The sequence below is a fragment of the Labedella endophytica genome (assembly GCF_003990045.1).
In the GTDB taxonomy this organism is placed as follows: Bacteria; Actinomycetota; Actinomycetes; order Actinomycetales; family Microbacteriaceae; genus Labedella; species Labedella endophytica.
Genome location: NZ_RZGZ01000005.1, coordinates 150,619 through 167,845, shown reverse-complemented (window position 1 = coordinate 167,845; position 17,227 = coordinate 150,619). Strand labels below are relative to the sequence as shown.

The 17,227-nt window shown below is 69.2% G+C and carries 16 protein-coding genes; 14 read left to right on the top strand and 2 right to left on the bottom strand.

The window, feature by feature from the left end:
• The first annotated feature begins 73 nt into the window (after window positions 1–73).
• The 8 genes from ELQ94_RS15900 (at window position 74) to ELQ94_RS15865 (ending at window position 8,493) form a co-directional block, all read left to right on the top strand.
• The gene (locus ELQ94_RS15900; RefSeq protein ID WP_243697072.1) at window positions 74–1,570 is read left to right on the top strand and encodes an alpha,alpha-trehalose-phosphate synthase (UDP-forming); all 1,497 of its coding nucleotides are present in this window, start codon (window positions 74–76) and stop codon (window positions 1,568–1,570) included.
• Window positions 1,567–2,355 carry a trehalose-phosphatase gene (gene otsB, locus ELQ94_RS15895; protein ID WP_208007760.1) on the top strand — a complete coding sequence of 263 codons (789 nt, stop codon included), beginning with the start codon at window positions 1,567–1,569 and terminating at the stop codon, window positions 2,353–2,355. The genes ELQ94_RS15900 and otsB overlap by 4 nt, the downstream gene beginning before the upstream one ends.
• 66 nt (window positions 2,356–2,421) lie before the next feature.
• The gene (ilvD, locus tag ELQ94_RS15890; RefSeq protein ID WP_127051345.1) at window positions 2,422–4,116 is read left to right on the top strand and encodes a dihydroxy-acid dehydratase; all 1,695 of its coding nucleotides are present in this window, start codon (window positions 2,422–2,424) and stop codon (window positions 4,114–4,116) included.
• Window positions 4,117–4,166: 50 nt separating this feature from the next.
• Window positions 4,167–5,975: an acetolactate synthase large subunit gene (locus tag ELQ94_RS15885; RefSeq protein ID WP_127051344.1), complete on the top strand. Its 1,809-nt coding sequence runs from the start codon at window positions 4,167–4,169 to the stop codon at window positions 5,973–5,975.
• A gap of 1 nt (window position 5,976) precedes the next feature.
• A complete protein-coding gene (gene ilvN / locus ELQ94_RS15880; RefSeq protein WP_127051343.1) occupies window positions 5,977–6,486 on the top strand; it encodes an acetolactate synthase small subunit in 510 nt (169 codons plus the stop codon).
• A 34-nt stretch (window positions 6,487–6,520) separates the two neighbouring features.
• Window positions 6,521–7,546 (top strand): ketol-acid reductoisomerase, encoded by a 1,026-nt coding sequence (gene ilvC / locus ELQ94_RS15875; RefSeq protein WP_127051342.1) that lies wholly within the window; start codon window positions 6,521–6,523, stop codon window positions 7,544–7,546.
• A 102-nt stretch (window positions 7,547–7,648) separates the two neighbouring features.
• The gene (locus tag ELQ94_RS15870; protein ID WP_127051341.1) at window positions 7,649–8,140 is read left to right on the top strand and encodes a hypothetical protein; all 492 of its coding nucleotides are present in this window, start codon (window positions 7,649–7,651) and stop codon (window positions 8,138–8,140) included.
• Window positions 8,140–8,493 (top strand): hypothetical protein, encoded by a 354-nt coding sequence (locus tag ELQ94_RS15865; RefSeq protein ID WP_127051340.1) that lies wholly within the window; start codon window positions 8,140–8,142, stop codon window positions 8,491–8,493. Before ELQ94_RS15870 ends, ELQ94_RS15865 begins: the two co-directional genes overlap by 1 nt.
• A gap of 16 nt (window positions 8,494–8,509) precedes the next feature.
• Here ELQ94_RS15865 and ELQ94_RS15860 read toward each other — a convergent pair whose 3' ends face one another.
• Window positions 8,510–8,902 (bottom strand): DoxX family protein, encoded by a 393-nt coding sequence (locus ELQ94_RS15860; protein ID WP_127051339.1) that lies wholly within the window; start codon window positions 8,900–8,902, stop codon window positions 8,510–8,512.
• A 143-nt stretch (window positions 8,903–9,045) separates the two neighbouring features.
• On the opposite strand from ELQ94_RS15860, the gene serA reads away from it, so the two are divergent.
• The gene (serA, locus tag ELQ94_RS15855; protein WP_127051338.1) at window positions 9,046–10,635 is read left to right on the top strand and encodes a phosphoglycerate dehydrogenase; all 1,590 of its coding nucleotides are present in this window, start codon (window positions 9,046–9,048) and stop codon (window positions 10,633–10,635) included.
• Between the two features lie 70 nt (window positions 10,636–10,705).
• On the opposite strand, the gene ELQ94_RS15850 is transcribed toward serA, so the two are convergent.
• Complete coding sequence (locus tag ELQ94_RS15850; protein ID WP_127051337.1) at window positions 10,706–11,263, bottom strand: TetR/AcrR family transcriptional regulator; 558 nt, start codon at window positions 11,261–11,263, stop codon at window positions 10,706–10,708.
• A gap of 88 nt (window positions 11,264–11,351) precedes the next feature.
• Between ELQ94_RS15850 and ELQ94_RS15845 the strand changes: the two genes are divergently transcribed.
• The 5 genes from ELQ94_RS15845 to ELQ94_RS15825 all read left to right on the top strand — a co-directional run bounded on the left by ELQ94_RS15845 (window position 11,352) and on the right by ELQ94_RS15825 (window position 17,225).
• The gene (locus tag ELQ94_RS15845; protein ID WP_127051336.1) at window positions 11,352–12,884 is read left to right on the top strand and encodes an MFS transporter; all 1,533 of its coding nucleotides are present in this window, start codon (window positions 11,352–11,354) and stop codon (window positions 12,882–12,884) included.
• Between the two features lie 74 nt (window positions 12,885–12,958).
• Window positions 12,959–14,041 carry a 3-isopropylmalate dehydrogenase gene (locus tag ELQ94_RS15840; protein WP_127051335.1) on the top strand — a complete coding sequence of 361 codons (1,083 nt, stop codon included), beginning with the start codon at window positions 12,959–12,961 and terminating at the stop codon, window positions 14,039–14,041.
• Window positions 14,038–15,147, top strand: coding sequence for a branched-chain amino acid aminotransferase (locus tag ELQ94_RS15835; protein WP_127051334.1), 1,110 nt, complete (start codon window positions 14,038–14,040; stop codon window positions 15,145–15,147). The genes ELQ94_RS15840 and ELQ94_RS15835 overlap by 4 nt, the downstream gene beginning before the upstream one ends.
• 9 nt (window positions 15,148–15,156) lie before the next feature.
• Window positions 15,157–15,930: a fumarylacetoacetate hydrolase family protein gene (locus tag ELQ94_RS15830; RefSeq protein ID WP_127051333.1), complete on the top strand. Its 774-nt coding sequence runs from the start codon at window positions 15,157–15,159 to the stop codon at window positions 15,928–15,930.
• Window positions 15,927–17,225, top strand: coding sequence for an MFS transporter (locus tag ELQ94_RS15825; protein WP_127051332.1), 1,299 nt, complete (start codon window positions 15,927–15,929; stop codon window positions 17,223–17,225). The genes ELQ94_RS15830 and ELQ94_RS15825 overlap by 4 nt, the downstream gene beginning before the upstream one ends.
• Window positions 17,226–17,227: the final 2 nt, after the last annotated feature.

The window sequence follows — 17,227 nt, the reverse complement described above, 5'->3', positions numbered from 1 at the left end:
ACCTGAACACCGTCCGGCGCGGAAGGGATCCATCATCGCCACCCAGCACGAAACCGACGACCATGACCACTCCGTGAACCTCGAAGAGGAGAGGTACGACTTCATCGTCGTCGCCAACCGGCTCGCGGTCGACAGCGTCACCGAACCCGATGGGACCCAGGGCTGGAAGCTCTCTCCCGGTGGTCTCGTGACGGCGCTCGAGCCTGTCATGCGGTCGGCGGACGGTGCCTGGATCGGATGGCCGGGCTCCGTGGACACGCACGTCGAGCCGTTCGAGCACGGCGGAATCACGATGGTGCCCGTCTCGCTCGACCAGACGGAGGTGGAGCGCTACTACGAAGGCTTCTCCAACGACACGCTCTGGCCGCTCTACCACGACGTCATCGCCCAGCCGAGCTACCACCGCGAGTGGTGGGACTCCTACGTCTCGGTGAATCGACGTTTCGCCGAGCGTGCCGCCGCCCTCGCGTCCGAGGGTGCGACGGTCTGGGTCCATGACTATCAGCTGCAGCTCGTCCCCGGTCTGCTGCGCGAGCAGCGTCCGGACCTCACGATCGGCTTCTTCAACCACATCCCGTTCCCCGCGTACGGCCTCTACTCCCAGTTGCCCTGGCGTCGCCAGATCCTGACCGGTCTCCTCGGTGCCGACGTGATCGGCTTCCAGCGCACCGCCGACGCAGGGAATTTCGCCCGCGCCGTCCGACGACTCTTCGGCTACGAGACACGTGGTTCGTCGATCCGCGTTCCACTCGAGAACACCGACGAGCGCCGCCCCGAACGATCGCGCACCGTCGTGGCCCGGGCCTTCCCGATCTCCATCGACTCCGCGTCCTTCGCCGAGCTCGCCGCACGACCCGACGTCGTCGAACGGGCTCGGCAGATCCGGGAGGACCTCGGCAACCCGAAGACCGTCCTCTTCGGCGTGGACCGTCTCGACTACACGAAGGGGATCCGGCACCGGCTGAAGGCCTACGCCGAGCTCCTCGAGGACGGTCGACTCGACGCGGCGGACACGACGCTCATCCAGGTAGCGAGTCCGTCCCGTGAGCGGGTCGCGGCGTACATGGAGCTGCGTGACGAGATCGAGATGACCGTGGGGCGCATCAACGGCGACTTCGGCGCTATCGGATCCGCTCCCGTGCACTACCTCCACCACGGCTACCCCCGCGAGGAGATGGTGGCGCTCTACCTCGCCGCCGACGTCATGCTCGTGACGGCTCTCCGCGACGGCATGAACCTCGTCGCAAAGGAGTATGTGGCCTCGCGCATCGACGGCGACGGCGTGCTGATCCTGAGCGAGTTCGCTGGTGCGTCCGACGACCTCCGCCAGTCGCTGCTCATCAATCCGCACGATATCCAGGGCGTGAAGGAGGCCATCGTCACCGCCGTGGAGATGGATCCGCGCGAACGGAAGCGGCGGATGCGGGCGCTCCGACGCAAGGTGCTCGAGAACGACGTCGCGAAGTGGTCGGCGACCTTCCTCGAGGAACTCGCGCGCGCCTCCCACGCGACCGCCAGCTCATCGGCCCCGACCCGGGACGGCGTCGAGCTCGAAGAGGCCGGTTCGTGAGCGCGATCGAACGGCCCCTCGACGCGGCCCTGCAGAGGCTCGCGGAGACCGACGTGCTGCTCGTCGCCCTCGACTTCGACGGCAACATCTCCGTGCACGTCGACGACCCCCAGGCGGCCGGCCCGCTGCCCGAGGCCGCCGAGGCGATCGAGGCGCTGTCCGCGCTCAACCGCACGTCGGTCGCGCTCGTCTCGGGACGCGCGATCGATTCCCTCATCGCGGTCTCCGGAGCGGGCGACCACATCCTCCTCGCCGGCTCCCACGGGGCCGAGTACCGCATGGAGGTGGGCGCTCCGCCGCTCTCGCTGACCGCCGACGAGCTCGCCGACGTCGAGCGGCTCGGCGCGATCCTCCGCGAGGTCGCCTCCCGACACCCGGGGACCGCCGTCGAGACGAAGCCGGCCGGACATGCCCTGCATCTCCGGAACGCCGACGACGACGTCGCGCTCGACGCGCAGCACGACGTGCGCCGACGCGTCCTCGCCTCGTTGCCCGGCGTCACCGCTCGCCCCGGCAAGGACGTCGAAGAGTTCTCCGTGATGGCCGCGACCAAGGGCGATGCGATCGAACGCATCCGGGCCTACGTGGACGCCTCCGCGACCTTCTACTCGGGCGACGACGTGACCGACGAGGACGCCTTCCGGGCGCTTCACGACGGCGACGTCGGCGTGAAGGTCGGCCCGGGGGACACCCTCGCGCCGTTCCGCGTGCCCGCGCCGACCGACATGGCGCTCGTGCTGACCCGGCTGGCCGAGTTGCGCGCCGCGTTCGTGCGCTCGCGCTGACGCGGCCACCCACGAACCGCGTGGTGGATGGCCGAGAGGGCACCCCGCGCGTTCTACACTCGTAACATGCCAGACATCGATGTGAAACCGCGGTCGCGCGCGGTCACCGACGGAATCGAAGCCACCACGAGCCGGGGCATGCTCCGCGCGGTCGGCATGGGAGACGAGGACTGGGACAAGCCCCAGATCGGCATCGCGAGCTCGTGGAACGAGATCACGCCGTGCAACCTCTCCCTCGACCGTCTCGCCCAGGGCGCCAAGGAAGGCGTCCACTCCGGCGGCGGATACCCCCTCCAATTCGGCACCATCTCCGTCTCCGACGGCATCTCGATGGGCCACGAGGGCATGCACTTCTCCCTCGTCTCGCGCGAGGTCATCGCCGACTCGGTCGAGACCGTCGTCATGGCCGAGCGTCTCGACGGCACGGTGCTGCTCGCGGGCTGCGACAAGTCGCTTCCCGGCATGCTCATGGCTGCGGCCCGCCTCGACCTCGCCTCCGTCTTCCTCTACGCCGGCTCCGTCGCCCCCGGTTGGGTGAAGCTCACGGACGGCACCGAGAAGGAGGTCACGATCATCGACTCCTTCGAGGCCGTCGGCGCGTGCAAGGCCGGCAACATGAGCGAGGAAGACCTCAAGCGCATCGAGTGCGCGATCGTGCCGGGCGAGGGCGCGTGCGGTGGCATGTACACCGCGAACACGATGGCCTCGGTGGCCGAGGCCCTCGGCATGAGCCTGCCCGGCTCCGCCTCCCCGCCCTCCGCCGACCGTCGCCGCGACTACTTCGCGCACCGCTCGGGCGAGGCTGTCGTCAACATGCTGAAGAAGGGCATCACGGCCCGACAGATCCTCACGCGCGAGGCCTTCGAGAACGCGATCGCCGTGGCCATGGCCTTCGGCGGATCGACGAACGTCGTCCTCCACCTGCTCGCGATCGCGCGCGAGGCCGAGGTCGAGCTGACCCTCGACGACTTCAACCGCATCGGCGACAAGGTGCCGCACATCGGTGACCTCAAGCCGTTCGGTCAGTACGTCATGAACGACGTCGACCGCCACGGGGGAGTCCCCGTCGTCATGAAGGCGCTGCTCGACGCCGGTCTCCTGCACGGAGACTGCCTCACCGTCACGGGCAAGACCGTCGCCGAGAACCTCGCGGACATCAAGCCCGAGCCGCTCGACGGCAAGGTGCTGCGGACGCTCGACAACCCGATCCACGCAACCGGCGGACTCACGATCCTGAAGGGTTCGTTCGCCCCCGAGGGTGCGGTCGTCAAGACGGCCGGCTTCGACGCGCAGGTGTTCGAGGGCCCCGCGCGCGTCTTCGAACGGGAGCGCGCCGCGATGGACGCCCTCACCGAGGGCAAGATCGCGGCCGGCGACGTCGTCATCATCCGCTACGAGGGACCGAAGGGCGGGCCGGGGATGCGCGAGATGCTCGCGATCACGGCCGCCATCAAGGGCGCTGGCCTCGGGAAAGATGTATTACTATTGACGGACGGACGATTCTCAGGCGGCACAACCGGCCTGTGCATCGGCCACATAGCACCCGAAGCGGTGGACGCAGGTCCCATCGCCTTCGTGCGCGATGGTGATCTGATACGGGTCGATATCGCTGCTCGCTCTCTCGACCTACTTGTCGACGACGCTGAGCTGGCTGCCCGCCGAGAAGGCTGGGCCCCTCTTCCTCCCCGCTACACCCGTGGCGTCCTCGCGAAATACTCCAAGCTCGTGCACTCCGCCGCGGAGGGTGCGATCACCGGGTAGTCCGCGTGGGCTCCGCCGGACCATCGATCACTATCGTCAAGGAAACGTGCATGTCTGCCGATCCCATCCCCACTCCGCCGCCGCGGAAACCCGCGGCCTCCGGCTCCGAGCCGGAGACGATCACGGGCGCTGCCGCGGTCGTCCGCACCCTCGAGCTCCTCGGCATCGACGACATCTTCGGTCTGCCCGGGGGAGCGATCCTCCCGGTCTACGACCCGCTCATGGACTCGACCGAGCTCCGCCACATCCTCGTCCGGCACGAACAGGGCGCCGGCCATGCCGCCGAGGGGTACGCCTCCTCGAGCAACCGCCTCGGTGTCTGCATCGCGACGTCGGGACCGGGAGCGACGAACCTCGTCACGGCGATCGCCGACGCCTACATGGACTCGGTGCCGCTTCTCGCGATCACCGGCCAGGTGTTCTCCACCCTGATGGGCACGGACGCCTTCCAGGAGGCCGACATCGTGGGTATCACGATGCCGATCACGAAGCACTCGTTCCTCGTCAAGGATCCGAAGGACATCCCGGCGACCATCGCCGCCGCCGCCCACATCGCGTCGACCGGGCGGCCCGGTCCGGTCCTCGTGGACATCACGAAGGATGCCCAGCAGGCGACCGCCCCCTTCATCTGGCCCCCGAAGATCGATCTCCCGGGTTACCGGCCCGTCACGAAGGCGCACGGCAAGCAGGTGCAGGCCGCCGCTCAGTTGTTCGTGGAGGCGAAGAAGCCCGTGCTCTACGTGGGCGGCGGCGTGATTCGCGCCCAGGCCTCCGCGGAACTGCTCGAGCTCGCCGAGCTCACCGGGGCCCCGGTCGTCACGACGCTCATGGCCCGTGGCGCCTTCCCCGATTCCCACGAACAGCAGCTCGGCATGCCGGGGATGCACGGAACGGTCCCGGCGGTCCTCGCCCTGCAGGAATCGGATCTCCTCATCGCCCTCGGCGCCCGGTTCGACGACCGGGTCACGGGCAAGGCCGAGCTCTTCGCGCCGAACGCCAAGGTCGTGCACGTGGACGTCGACCCTGCCGAGATCTCGAAGATCCGCATCGCCGACGTGCCCATCGTGGGCGACGCGAAGGACGTCATCGTCGACCTCGTCGCCGCTTACAAGGCAGCGGCGGCCGAGACCGCTCCCGACATCGCCGACTGGTGGACCTACCTGAACGGACTCCGCGAGGAGTTCCCGCTCGGTTACGCCCCCACGACGGACGGGCTCCTCGCCCCGCAGTACGTCATCCAGCGCATCGGCGAGATCACCGGTCCGGAGGGCGTCTTCGCCTCCGGTGTCGGCCAGCACCAGATGTGGGCGGCCCAGTTCATCAAGTACGAGCGCCCCAACTCGTGGCTCAACTCGGGCGGCGCCGGCACGATGGGATACTCCGTGCCCGCAGCCATGGGTGCCAAGGTGGCTCAACCGGACCGCGACGTGTGGGCGATCGACGGCGACGGCTGCTTCCAGATGACCAATCAGGAGCTCGCGACCTGTGCGATCAACAACATCCCGATCAAGGTGGCGATCATCAACAACTCGTCGCTCGGGATGGTTCGGCAGTGGCAGACGCTCTTCTACGACGGCCGCTACTCCAACACGGATCTGAACACCGGGCACGACACCATCCGGGTTCCGGACTTCGTGAAGCTCGCCGAGGCATACGGCTGCCTCGGCATCCGCGTCACGAGCGAGGACGAGGTCGACGCGGCCATCAAGCTCGCGCTCGAGACCAACGACCGTCCCGTCGTGATCGACTTCGTCGTGAGCGCCGACGCCATGGTGTGGCCGATGGTGCCGCAGGGCGTCAGCAACAGCTACGTGCAGTACGCGCGTGAACACGCCCCGTCATGGGATGAGGAGGACTGAGATGACCGCCCACGTTCTGAGCCTCCTCGTCGAGGACAAGCCGGGTCTGCTGACGCGCGTCGCCGGACTCTTCGCCCGTCGCGGCTTCAACATCCAATCGCTCGCGGTCGGCGTGAGCGAGATCGACGGACTCTCGCGCATCACCGTCGTGGTGGATGTCGACACTCTCCCGCTCGAGCAGGTGACGAAGCAGCTCAACAAGCTCGTCAACGTCATCAAGATCGTCGAGCTCGACCCGAATCAGTCGGTCCAGCGCGAGCACCTGCTCATCAAGGTCAGGGTCGACAACACGACCCGCTCGCAGGTGCTCGAGGCCGTGAACCTGTTCCGCGCACGCGTCGTCGACGTGTCGACGGACGCCCTCGTGATCGAGGTCACGGGCGACTCGGGCAAGACGACGGCGTTCCTGCGTGTGCTGGAGCCCTACGGGATCAAGGAGATCGCCCAGTCGGGCCTCCTCGCCATCGGACGCGGATCGAAGTCGATCTCCGAACGCGTCTTCAAGAACTGACTCACGAACCTCAACAACAAGGAGAAACACGACAGTGACTGACATCGCTTACGACCAGGACGCCGACCTCTCGCTCATCCAGGGCAAGAAGGTCGCCGTCATCGGCTACGGATCGCAGGGTCACGCCCACGCTCTGAACCTCCGCGACTCGGGCGTCGAGGTCGTCGTCGGGCTCAAGGACGGCTCCGGCTCGATCCAGAAGGCCACCGAGGCCGGCTTCGAGGTCAAGAACGTCGCAGACGCGTCCGCCTGGGCCGACGTCATCGTCATCCTCGCGCCCGACCAGCACCAGCGCACGATCTTCTCCGAGTCCATCAAGGACCAGCTGACCGAGGGCAAGGCCATCGTCTTCGGCCACGGCTTCAACATCCGCTTCGGCTACATCGAGGCCCCCGAGGGTGTCGACGTGTTCATGGTCGCGCCCAAGGGCCCCGGTCACACCGTGCGTCGCGAGTTCGAGGCCGGCCGCGGCGTGCCCGTCATCGTGGCCGTCGAGAAGGACGCGTCCGGGTCGGCCTGGGACCTCGCCTGGTCCTACGCCAAGGCGATCGGCGGCCTGCGTGCCGGCGGGATCAAGACCACGTTCACCGAGGAGACCGAGACGGACCTCTTCGGCGAGCAGGCCGTGCTCTGCGGCGGCACCTCGCAGCTCGTCCAGTACGGCTTCGAGACGCTCATCGAGGCGGGCTACCAGCCGCAGATCGCGTACTTCGAGGTGCTCCACGAGCTCAAGCTCATCGTCGACCTCATGTGGGAGGGCGGCATCGCGAAGCAGCGCTGGAGCGTCTCCGACACCGCCGAGTACGGCGACTACGTCTCGGGCCCGCGCGTCATCGACCCGTCGGTCAAGGAGAACATGAAGGCCGTTCTCGCGGACATCCAGTCGGGTGCCTTCGCGAAGCGCTTCATCGACGACCAGGATGCCGGAGCGCCGGAGTTCCAGGAGCTGCGTGCAAAGGGCGAGGCTCACCCCATCGAGGCGACGGGCAAGGAGCTCCGCGCCCTCTTCGCATGGAAGCAGCAGGACGACGACTACACCGACGGCAGCGCCGCGCGCTGATCGACGTCGTCGGTCGGAAGACCGAGGGGAGGGCCGTCCGGGCGACCGGGCGGCCCTTCGTCGTGACGGATCCACACAGGATCGCGCCGGTAGCCTGGAGTGATGAGCGCGGACGATGACGATGCCCTGAGTTGGGCCGGTGACGAGTCGCCCGAACCCCGAACCGTTCGCGACGCCGGTGTCGACCGCCAGGGGCGCACGCCGCGCCGTCGTGCTCAGGACGAAGCGAGCGGGGCCGCGGCGCGTTCGGATGGACCTGTGTCGGACGATCACGTGGACCCCCGTGCGGCCGATGCGGGCCAGCTCGGATCCGTCGCTCTCGTGCTCCTCGGCCTGCTCGGCGGTGTGCATCTGCTCTACGCTGTCGGGTGGGCGACGGTCCTCGCGCCGCTCCAGGCCGTGTTCGGCCCGACCGACGTGCTCGGCGCCGCGATGTTCTCCCTCGGTCTCGTCTTCGCCGCCGCCGCGCCGATCGTGTGGTTCCTCGCGAGCTTGTGGTTCACGCGCTCCCGCCCCGTCTGGCAGCGCATCGCCGCCCTCATCGCCGGTGCGGTCCTCCTCGTGCCGTGGCCGCTCGTCGTGGGGGTGCAGTGATGGTGCGGCGGGATGAGGAGCGCGCCCCGCGCGTGGCTCCGCGGTGGACGCGGGTGGCCCTCGCCGTCGTGTTCGGCCTGTTGCTCGCCGCCGACGTCTGGGAAGCGATCGGCAATCTGCTCGGCGTCACGGGCACGGCCGCCGCGCTCGGGACGAGCATGTCGGCCGTCGGCTGGGCCGTGCTCGTCTTCGCGATCGTTCTGCCCGTCGCGGCCTTCCTCGGTGTGTTGTGGTTCGGACGTCGTGCCGGACTCGTGAGTCTCGTGATCGCGTACGCGACCGCGACGGTCGTCGTCGCGGCGCTCTCCCTCGACCTACTCGCGATCTACGGCATCGGAACGCTCCTCGCCTGACCTCTCTGGATCGGGGTCAGAAACGTACGGCGGCGAAGACGCAGAGGCCGATGAGGACGAGCTGGCCGATCAGGCGGGGCCAGAACGGGATAGCCAACCGCCCGAAGCGCTCGGGGTGTCGAGCGGCGAAGGCGTTGGCCGGGAAGACCGCCACGAGGAAGACGGCGAGCAGGATCCCCGCCGCCGTCTGGAGCGGGGGGAGGAGCAGCCCCACGCCGCCCGCGATCTCGCACAGACCCGTGAAGGCGACGAATCGTCGAGGCGTGCGCGGGTCGGAACCCCGCAGCGCCGGCGGGATGATCGCAGCCATGCCCTTCGCCGCCGACGGGACGAAATGCAGGACCCCCATGGCCACGAAGGCGACGGACAGGAGGACGCGGACGACCAGGGACACGACCTCGATGCTCATGGCGGTCCACCCTACGTCACACGGCGGGGGCGCGCGGCGGGGCTGCACTAGGCTGGTCGCGGCTGCGCCCCAACGGTCTGTGGCGCGTCGAGTCGACTCCGTGCATCCATGTCCGCACACCGCGCCGTCAGAAGGAAATCTCCGTGTCACAACCGATCGTCCTGATCGCAGAAGAACTCTCCCCGGCTACCGTCGACGCCCTCGGGCCCGACTTCGACGTCCGATCCGTCGACGGCACCGACCGTGCTGCGCTGCTCGCCGCACTGGCCGACGCGAGCGCCGTGCTCGTCCGTTCCGCGACGAAGGTCGACGCCGAGGCGATCGCCGCCGCTCCGCAGCTCAAGGTGATCGCGCGCGCCGGTGTCGGTCTCGACAACGTCGACATCAAGGCCGCGACGGCCGCCGGCGTCATGGTCGTCAACGCGCCCACGTCGAACATCATCTCCGCCGCCGAGCTCACGGTCGGCCACATCCTGTCGCTCGCTCGCCACATCCCCGCCGCGCACAGCGCTCTCGCGCAGGGGCAGTGGAAGCGCTCCGCCTACACCGGCGTCGAGCTCTACGAGAAGACCGTCGGCATCATCGGTCTCGGTCGCATCGGAGCCCTCATCACCGCGCGGCTCCAGGCCTTCGGCGTCGACGTCGTGGCATACGACCCCTACGTCACGAGCGCACGAGCGCAGCAGCTGGGTGTCCGCCTCCTCTCGCTCGAGGAGCTTCTCGCCCAGTCGGACTTCATCACGATCCACATGCCGAAGACGCCCGAGACCACCGGCATGATCTCCACCGATCAGCTCGCGCTCATGAAGCCGACGGCGTTCATCGTCAACGTCGCCCGCGGCGGACTGATCGACGAGGACGCGCTCCACGACGCGCTCGTCGCGAAGACGATCGCCGGTGCCGGCCTCGACGTGTTCGTGTCCGAGCCGCCGACGGGTTCCTCGCTCCTCGGGCTCGAGAACGTCATCGTCACGCCGCACCTCGGTGCGTCGACGGACGAGGCGCAGGAGAAGGCGGGCGTCTCGGTCGCCAAGTCGGTTCGCCTCGCGCTCGGGGGTGAGCTCGTCCCCGACGCCGTGAACGTCGCCGGCGGTGTCATCGATCCGTACGTGCGCCCGGGCATCCCGCTCGTCGAGAAGCTCGGACAGGTGTTCTCCGGTCTCACCCACTCCCCGCTCACGAGCGTGGACATCGAGGTGCACGGTGACCTCAGCGAGTACGATGTGAGCGTCTTCCGCCTCGCCGCGCTCAAGGGAATCTTCACGAACGTCGTGAGCGAGAGCGTGTCCTACGTCAACGCCCCGCTCCTCGCCGAGCAGCGCGGCCTCGAGGTCCGCCTCATCGTGGACGGCGCGAGCGACGAGTACCGCAACGTCATCACCCTCCGCGGCGCACTGAGCGACGGATCGCAGATCTCCGTCTCGGGCACGCTCACGGGGACGAAGCAGATCGAGAAGATCGTCGAGATCAACGGCTACGACGTCGAGGTCCCGATCTCAGACCACCACATCGTCATGCTCTACCGCGACCGCCCCGGCATCGTCGCGGTCTACGGACGCCGCTTCGGCGAGGCCGAGATCAACATCGCCGGAATGCAGATCGCCCGCCGCGAGGCCGGGGGAGAGGCGTTGAGCGTCCTCACCGTGGACTCGCGCGTCCCCGACGAGCTGCTCGTCGAGGTGTCACGGGAGATCGAGGCGAGCGTCATCCGCTCGATCGACATCACGGCCTAGACCCGACCGGCAGCGACGGCCCGCCATCCCTGAAAGACGGGAGGGCGGGCCGTCCTGGTCTGCGGCGGTATCAGCTGCTGCGGTCGTCGGCCGGCGTGAGCCGTCCGAGCACGGCGATCAGCTCGTCCATCGCGCCCTCGCGCGTATCGCGCGTCTCGAAGGCGCCGAGCATCGTCGAGTTGTAGTAGAGCCCGTCGCTCACGAGCATGACCGCGCGCGCGACGGCGGGGTCGCCCACGGCGGCCGCGATCGCGGTCTCCCAGCGTGCGCGGAACGAGGCGAGTGCGGTCCGCGCCTTCTCGTGTGAACCCTGCGCCAGGCGGGACATCGCGATGAGCGCCCGGTCGAAGGGGGAGCCGCTCTCGACCGACGTGCGGATGATGTAGTCGACGGCGCCTTCCTCGGCAGTGCGCATGCGCTCGTCGTCGGCTTCGACGAAGGCGTCGAGGCGCTCGATCAGGCCGTCGACGAGCGCCTCCTTGGAGGCGAAATGGTAGAGCAGGCCGCCCTTCGAGACCCCGGCGGCCGCGGCGACGGCGTCGAGGGTCGCTGCCCGTTCCCCGCTCGCGACGAGTACCTCCTCGAACGCGTCGAGGATGCGGTCGCGCGCCGAATCGGGTCTGGCCATACGGCCCATCGTAGTGAGGGAGGAGCGCCGGGGATGCCAACTGTACCGACCAGACGGTATAGTGATGACGATCCCGAAAGGCACGACCATGAGCACCCCCTTGTCCACCGACGCCCTCACGACCACGAACGGCCCCCGCGCCGGTCTCCGAGAGTGGGGCGCCCTCGTGGTCCTCATGCTCCCGGTGCTCCTCGTGTCGGTCGACAACACCGTGCTGAACTTCGCCCTTCCGGCCATCTCGGAGGCATTGCGTCCCACCGGCGTGCAGTTGCTCTGGATGATCGATGTCTACCCGCTCGTGCTCGCCGGCCTGCTCGTGCCGATGGGCAGCCTCGGCGACCGCTTCGGTCGCCGGCGACTCCTGCTGATCGGTGCGACCGGCTTCGGTATCGTGTCCGCCCTCGCGGCCTTCGCTCCGGACGTCTCCGCCCTCATCGCCGCGCGCGCCCTCCTCGGTGTCTTCGGCGCGATGCTCATGCCATCGACCCTGTCGCTCCTGCGGAGCGTCTTCGTCGATCGGGAGCAGCGGCGTCTCGCGATCGCCGTCTGGGCGTCGGGTTTCGCCGGGGGGAGCGCCCTCGGACCGATCGTGGGCGGGATCCTGCTCGAGCACTTCTGGTGGGGATCCGTGTTCCTCCTCGCGGTCCCCGTCCTCGTCCCGCTCGTCATCCTGGTACCCCTGCTCGTCCCCGAGTCGCGGGATCCCGCGCCCGGCCCCATCGACCCGATCAGCATCGTGCTGTCGCTCACGACGATGCTCCCGATCGTCTACGCGATCAAGAGCGTCGCGAGCCACGGCTTCGCCGTCGACTCGGTTGTGGGCGTGGTGATCGGCCTTGCGAGCGGCTTCGCGTTCGTGCGGAGGCAGCTGCGCGCATCGACGCCCATGCTCGACATGAGCCTCTTCCGTCGCGGCTCGTTCAGCGGTGCCGTGGGCGTCAACCTCCTGAGCGTCACGGCGTTCGTCGGCGGCCTGTTCTTCGTGTCGCAGCACCTGCAACTCGTGCTCGGGATGTCGCCCCTCGACGCCGGCCTCGTCCTCGTCCCAGGGCTCGTCGTCATGATCGCATCGGGGCTCCTCGTGGTGCCGATCGCGAAGCGCGTGCGCCCGTCGATCGTCATCCCCGTGGGCCTCAGCATCTCGGCGGTGGCGTACGCGCTCGTGGCGGTCTCCGGCGGCCAGCTGACGGCCGTGGCGCTCGCGCTCATCTTCATGGGACTCGGGCTCGGGATCGGCGCGGCCGAGACGGTGTCCAACGAGCTCATCATCGCGACGGCTCCGGCCGAGAAGGCGGGTGCGGCGTCGGCGGTGTCCGAGACGGCTTACGAACTCGGTGCCGTGCTGGGAACGGCCGTGCTCGGAACCATCCTCACGGCGTCGTACCGCGCCAACGTCGCGCTCCCCGCGTCCCTCACCGATGCGCAGAGCGCCGCGGCGGGGGAGACCCTCGGCGGAGCGGTCTCCGTCGCGGAGCAGGTACCCGCGGAGGTCGGGGAGGCGCTGCTCGCCTCGGCGCGGGACGCGTTCGACAGCGGGGTCGGTGTGGCGGCGTGGATCGGATCGGCGCTCATCGTCGCGGCGATGGTCGTCGCCCGCACCACCCTCCGGAAGGCGCGCTGACGCCATCGCGTCCGTGCGTTCGGCGCTGGGCGCGCGGGTAGGCTGGAGCCAATCCAGACCCCAGTAGGAGCCTCATGCCGCGCACCGTCTCACTCGCCGTCATCCCCGGAGATGGAATCGGACCGGAGGTCGTCGCGGAAGCGCTCAAGGTGCTCCATGCGGTCACGGCCGGCCACGACGTCGAGTTCGACGAGACCACCTTCTCGCTCGGCGCCGCCCGCTACCTCGAGACGGGCGACGTCCTGACCGACGACGACCTCGCATCGATCGCCTCACACGACGCGATCCTCCTCGGGGCTGTCGGCGGCGTGCCCGGGGACCCGCGCCTCGTCGGCGCGAACATCGAGCGTGGTCTCCTCCTGCGGCTGCGGTTCACCCTCGACCACTACGTCAACCTTCGTCCGACGCGGATCTATCCAGGGGTCCCGAGCCCTCTCGCGGACGCCGGCGAGGTGGATTTCGTCGTCGTACGCGAGGGCACGGAGGGTCCGTACGTGGGCAACGGCGGCAGTATCCGCACCGGGACGCCGCACGAGATCGCGAACGAGGTCTCCGTGAACACCGCGTTCGGCGTCGAGCGCGTCGTCCGCTACGCGTTCCGCACGGCGCAGTCGCGTCGCCGGAAGCTCACTCTCGTGCACAAGACCAATGTGCTCACGTTCGCCGGGTCGCTGTGGAAGCGCGTCGTGGACGCGGTCGGCACGGAGTTCCGAGACGTCGAGGTCGACTACCTCCACGTCGACGCGGCGACGATCTTCCTCGTCACGAATCCTGCTAGATTCGACGTCCTGGTCACCGACAACCTCTTCGGTGACATCCTGACCGATCTGGCCGGCGCGATCAGCGGCGGCATCGGCCTGGCGGCCTCCGGCAACATCAACCCGGACGGCACGTCTCCGAGCATGTTCGAGCCGGTACACGGCTCGGCTCCCGACATCGCGGGCACCCAGAAGGCCGACCCGACGGCGGCGATCCTCTCCGTGGCGCTCCTGCTCGACCACCTCGGACTCGCGGAGGCCTCGGCCGCCGTGACGAAGGCGGTCACCGCGGACATCGCGGATCGCGCCGGACGGACCCGCACGACCCGTGAGATCGGCGACGCGATCGCCCTCGCCGTCTCCCACCGCACCACCGACGCACCCAAGGACCCCTCATGAGCAGCACCCCCACCGCGGAACGGCTCGCCTTCGACCGCACCGCGTCCACGTCCCCCCGCTCCGACGCCGAGCGCGCGGAGATCCTCGCCGAACCGGGCTTCGGCAAGCACTTCACGGACCACATGGTCGCCATCGACTGGACGATCGAGGGAGGCTGGCACGACGCGCGCGTTCAGCCGTACGGCCCGCTCCTGCTCGACCCCGCCGCCTCCGTGCTGCACTACGCCCAGGAGATCTTCGAGGGACTCAAGGCCTACCGTCACGCGGACGGCTCCGTCTGGACGTTCCGTCCGGAGAAGAACGCGGAGCGGCTGCAGCGGTCGGCGCGTCGGCTCGCGCTTCCCGAACTCCCGACCGAGACGTTCATCGACTCGGTGAAGGAGATGGTCCGCACGGATCTCGCCTGGGTACCGTCCGGTGACGACCAGAGCCTGTACCTCCGGCCCTTCATGATCGCGAACGAATCGTTCCTCGGCGTGCGTTCGGCGCAGCGCGTGGGCTACTACGTGATCGCGAGCCCGGCCGGCGCCTACTTCACCGGGGGAGTGAAGCCCGTGTCGATCTGGCTGTCCACCGAGTACTCGCGGGCGGGTCGTGGCGGGACGGGCGCCGCGAAGTGCGGCGGAAACTACGCCGCATCGCTCCTCCCTCAGAACGAGGCGGCGGCCAACGGCTGCGCCCAGGTCCTGTTCCTCGATGCGGAGACCGGCACGCGCGTCGACGAGCTCGGCGGGATGAACGTCTTCCTCGTCTACCGCGACGGCCGCGTCGTGACCCCGGCGCTCTCCGGCGCGATCCTCGAGGGCGTCACGCGGGAGAGCATCATCCAGCTCGTGCGCGACCGCGGCATCGAGGTGGAGGAGCGCGAGGTCCTCATCGACGAGTGGCGGGACGGGGTCGCCTCCGGCGAGATCGCCGAGGTCTTCGCGTGCGGGACGGCCGCCGTCATCACTCCCATCGGCGAGCTCAAGGGGGAGGGGTTCTCCGTCGGAGACCCGACCGCCCCGGCCGGCGAGCTCACCATGTCGATCCGCTCGGAGCTCACCGACATCCAGTACGGCCGCATCGCGGACCGCCACGGGTGGCTCACGCGGCTCGACGCCTAGGCTGGTCGCATGAAGATCGCGCGATTCAGCACGTCCGGATCCATCCGCTTCGGCATCCTCGACGGAGATGACCTCGTCGTCCTCGGGGGCGACCCCATGTTCCAGGGCCTCGACACCACGGGCGAGCGCGTCCCGCTCGCCCAGGCGACGCTGCTCGCCCCGTCGATCCCGCGCTCGAAGGTCGTGGGCGTGGGGCGGAACTACGTCGACCACGTCCAGGAGATGGGTGGGGACACCCCGCCGTCGGAGCCGCTGCTGTTCCTCAAGCCCAACACGTCGGTCGTCGGGCCGGGCGACACGATCGTGCTACCCCGCCAGTCGTCGCAGGTCGACTTCGAGGGCGAGCTCGCGATCGTGATCGGGAGCATCGCCAAGAACGTCACGGCCGATCGCGCCCATGAGGTGATCTTCGGGTACACGGTCGCCAACGACGTGACCGCTCGGGATCTGCAGCGCTCGGACGATCAGTGGACCCGGGCGAAGGGCTTCGACACGTTCTGCCCCATCGGACCGTTCGTCGAGACGGACTTCGACGTCGCGTCGGGCACGATCACCACGACCGTCAACGGCGAGGTCAAGCAGTCCGGTCCGCTCACGGACATGGTGCACGGGGTCGAAGACATCGTCGCCTATGCCTCGAGCGTCTTCACGCTGCTCCCGGGCGACCTCATCCTCACCGGGACCCCCGCCGGCGTCGGCCCGATCCGTGCCGGTGACGTCGTGGAGGTGACGATCTCCGGGATCGGCAGCCTCTCGAACCCGGTCGCCGCTCCCCGCTCGTGACCGCGGGGGACGTCGCCCGCGACCGGGTACGTCCCCGGATCGTCGGCGTGCTCGTCGCCGGGCAGATCCTCGGCGGTGTCTCGGCGGGTGCGACCATCTCGCTCGGCGCCCTCCTCGCCTCGGATGTCACGGGCTCCGAGGCGCTCTCGGGTCTCGCGTCGACGTTCCTGACGCTGGGGGCGGCGATCGCCGCCGTGCCGCTCGCACGACTCGCCGTCCGCACAGGGCGCCGCACGGCGCTCGCGAGCGGAGTTCTCCTGAGCGCGCTTGGAGCCGCCTCGACGATCGGTGCGGTCGCGTCCTCGTCGGCGGTGTGGCTCTTCGCGTCGTTCCTGTTGGTCGGTGTGGGGTCGGCGGTGGGGCTGCAGGCTCGTTTCGCCGCGACGGATCTCTCGGACTCGACGACGCGAGCCCGCGATCTGTCAGTCGTGGTCTGGGCGACGACGATCGGAGCCGTCCTCGGCCCCAACCTCGTCGGCCCCGGAGCCGTGCTCGGTGCGGCGCTCGGACTCCCCGATCGGACCGGACCGTTCCTGTTCAGCATCGTGAGCGGCCTCCTCGCCGCGACCGTCTACCTCGTCGGGCTGCGGCCCGACCCGTTGCTCGAGAGTCGCCGTCGCGCACGGGAGGGCGGCTCCGGTCGCGGACCGGTCGGTCCAGGGGTCGCGCCGTCGGCGTCGTTCCGCCGATTCGCCATCCTCGCGGTGAGCCTGAGTCACGCGGTGATGGTGGCGGTCATGGCGATGACTCCGCTCCAGCTGCACCACCACGGGGATGCGGACGCCGTCGTCGGTTTCACGATCAGCCTCCACATCGCGGGGATGTACGCGCTCTCGCCGGTGTTCGGGTGGCTCGCGGATCGGTTCGGTCGCATCCGGCTCGTCTTCCTGGGTCAGCTCCTCCTCGCGGTGGCCCTCGTCGTGGCGGCCGTCGGAGCGCACGACAGTGTTCTCGTGGGAACGGGACTCGTGATCCTCGGGGTGGGATGGAGCGCGTCGACGATCGCGGGCTCGGCCCTCGTGACCGAGTCGACGCCCGTGGCCGATCGCCCGCGCGTCCAGGGGCGCACCGACCTCACGATGAACCTCGGCGGGGCCGCCGCCGGCGCGCTCGCGGGAGTCGTGCTCGCGCAGATCGGCTACGGCGGGCTCGCGCTCGCGTCCCTCGCCATCGTCGCCGTCGTGGTCGCCGCGGGCTTCCTCGTCGTGTCGCGGTCGAGGCGGGAGGGTCTCGTCGATGCCAGCGAGCCCACCCCCGACGAGCCCACCCCGGACGAGGCATCCCGGCGCGGATAGAA

What these genes read in the sequence shown, in the direction of transcription:
- ilvD (WP_127051345.1), top strand. Translation starts at nt 2,422, where the DNA reads ATGCCAGACATCGATGTGAAACCGCGGTCGCGCGCGGTCACCGACGGA.
- ELQ94_RS15885 (WP_127051344.1), top strand. Translation starts at nt 4,167, where the DNA reads ATGTCTGCCGATCCCATCCCCACTCCGCCGCCGCGGAAACCCGCGGCC.
- ilvN (WP_127051343.1), top strand. Translation starts at nt 5,977, where the DNA reads ATGACCGCCCACGTTCTGAGCCTCCTCGTCGAGGACAAGCCGGGTCTG.
- ELQ94_RS15870 (WP_127051341.1), top strand. Translation starts at nt 7,649, where the DNA reads ATGAGCGCGGACGATGACGATGCCCTGAGTTGGGCCGGTGACGAGTCG.
- ELQ94_RS15865 (WP_127051340.1), top strand. Translation starts at nt 8,140, where the DNA reads ATGGTGCGGCGGGATGAGGAGCGCGCCCCGCGCGTGGCTCCGCGGTGG.
- ELQ94_RS15860 (WP_127051339.1), bottom strand. Translation starts at nt 8,902, where the DNA reads ATGAGCATCGAGGTCGTGTCCCTGGTCGTCCGCGTCCTCCTGTCCGTC.
- ELQ94_RS15850 (WP_127051337.1), bottom strand. Translation starts at nt 11,263, where the DNA reads ATGGCCAGACCCGATTCGGCGCGCGACCGCATCCTCGACGCGTTCGAG.
- ELQ94_RS15845 (WP_127051336.1), top strand. Translation starts at nt 11,352, where the DNA reads ATGAGCACCCCCTTGTCCACCGACGCCCTCACGACCACGAACGGCCCC.
- ELQ94_RS15840 (WP_127051335.1), top strand. Translation starts at nt 12,959, where the DNA reads ATGCCGCGCACCGTCTCACTCGCCGTCATCCCCGGAGATGGAATCGGA.
- ELQ94_RS15835 (WP_127051334.1), top strand. Translation starts at nt 14,038, where the DNA reads ATGAGCAGCACCCCCACCGCGGAACGGCTCGCCTTCGACCGCACCGCG.
- ELQ94_RS15830 (WP_127051333.1), top strand. Translation starts at nt 15,157, where the DNA reads ATGAAGATCGCGCGATTCAGCACGTCCGGATCCATCCGCTTCGGCATC.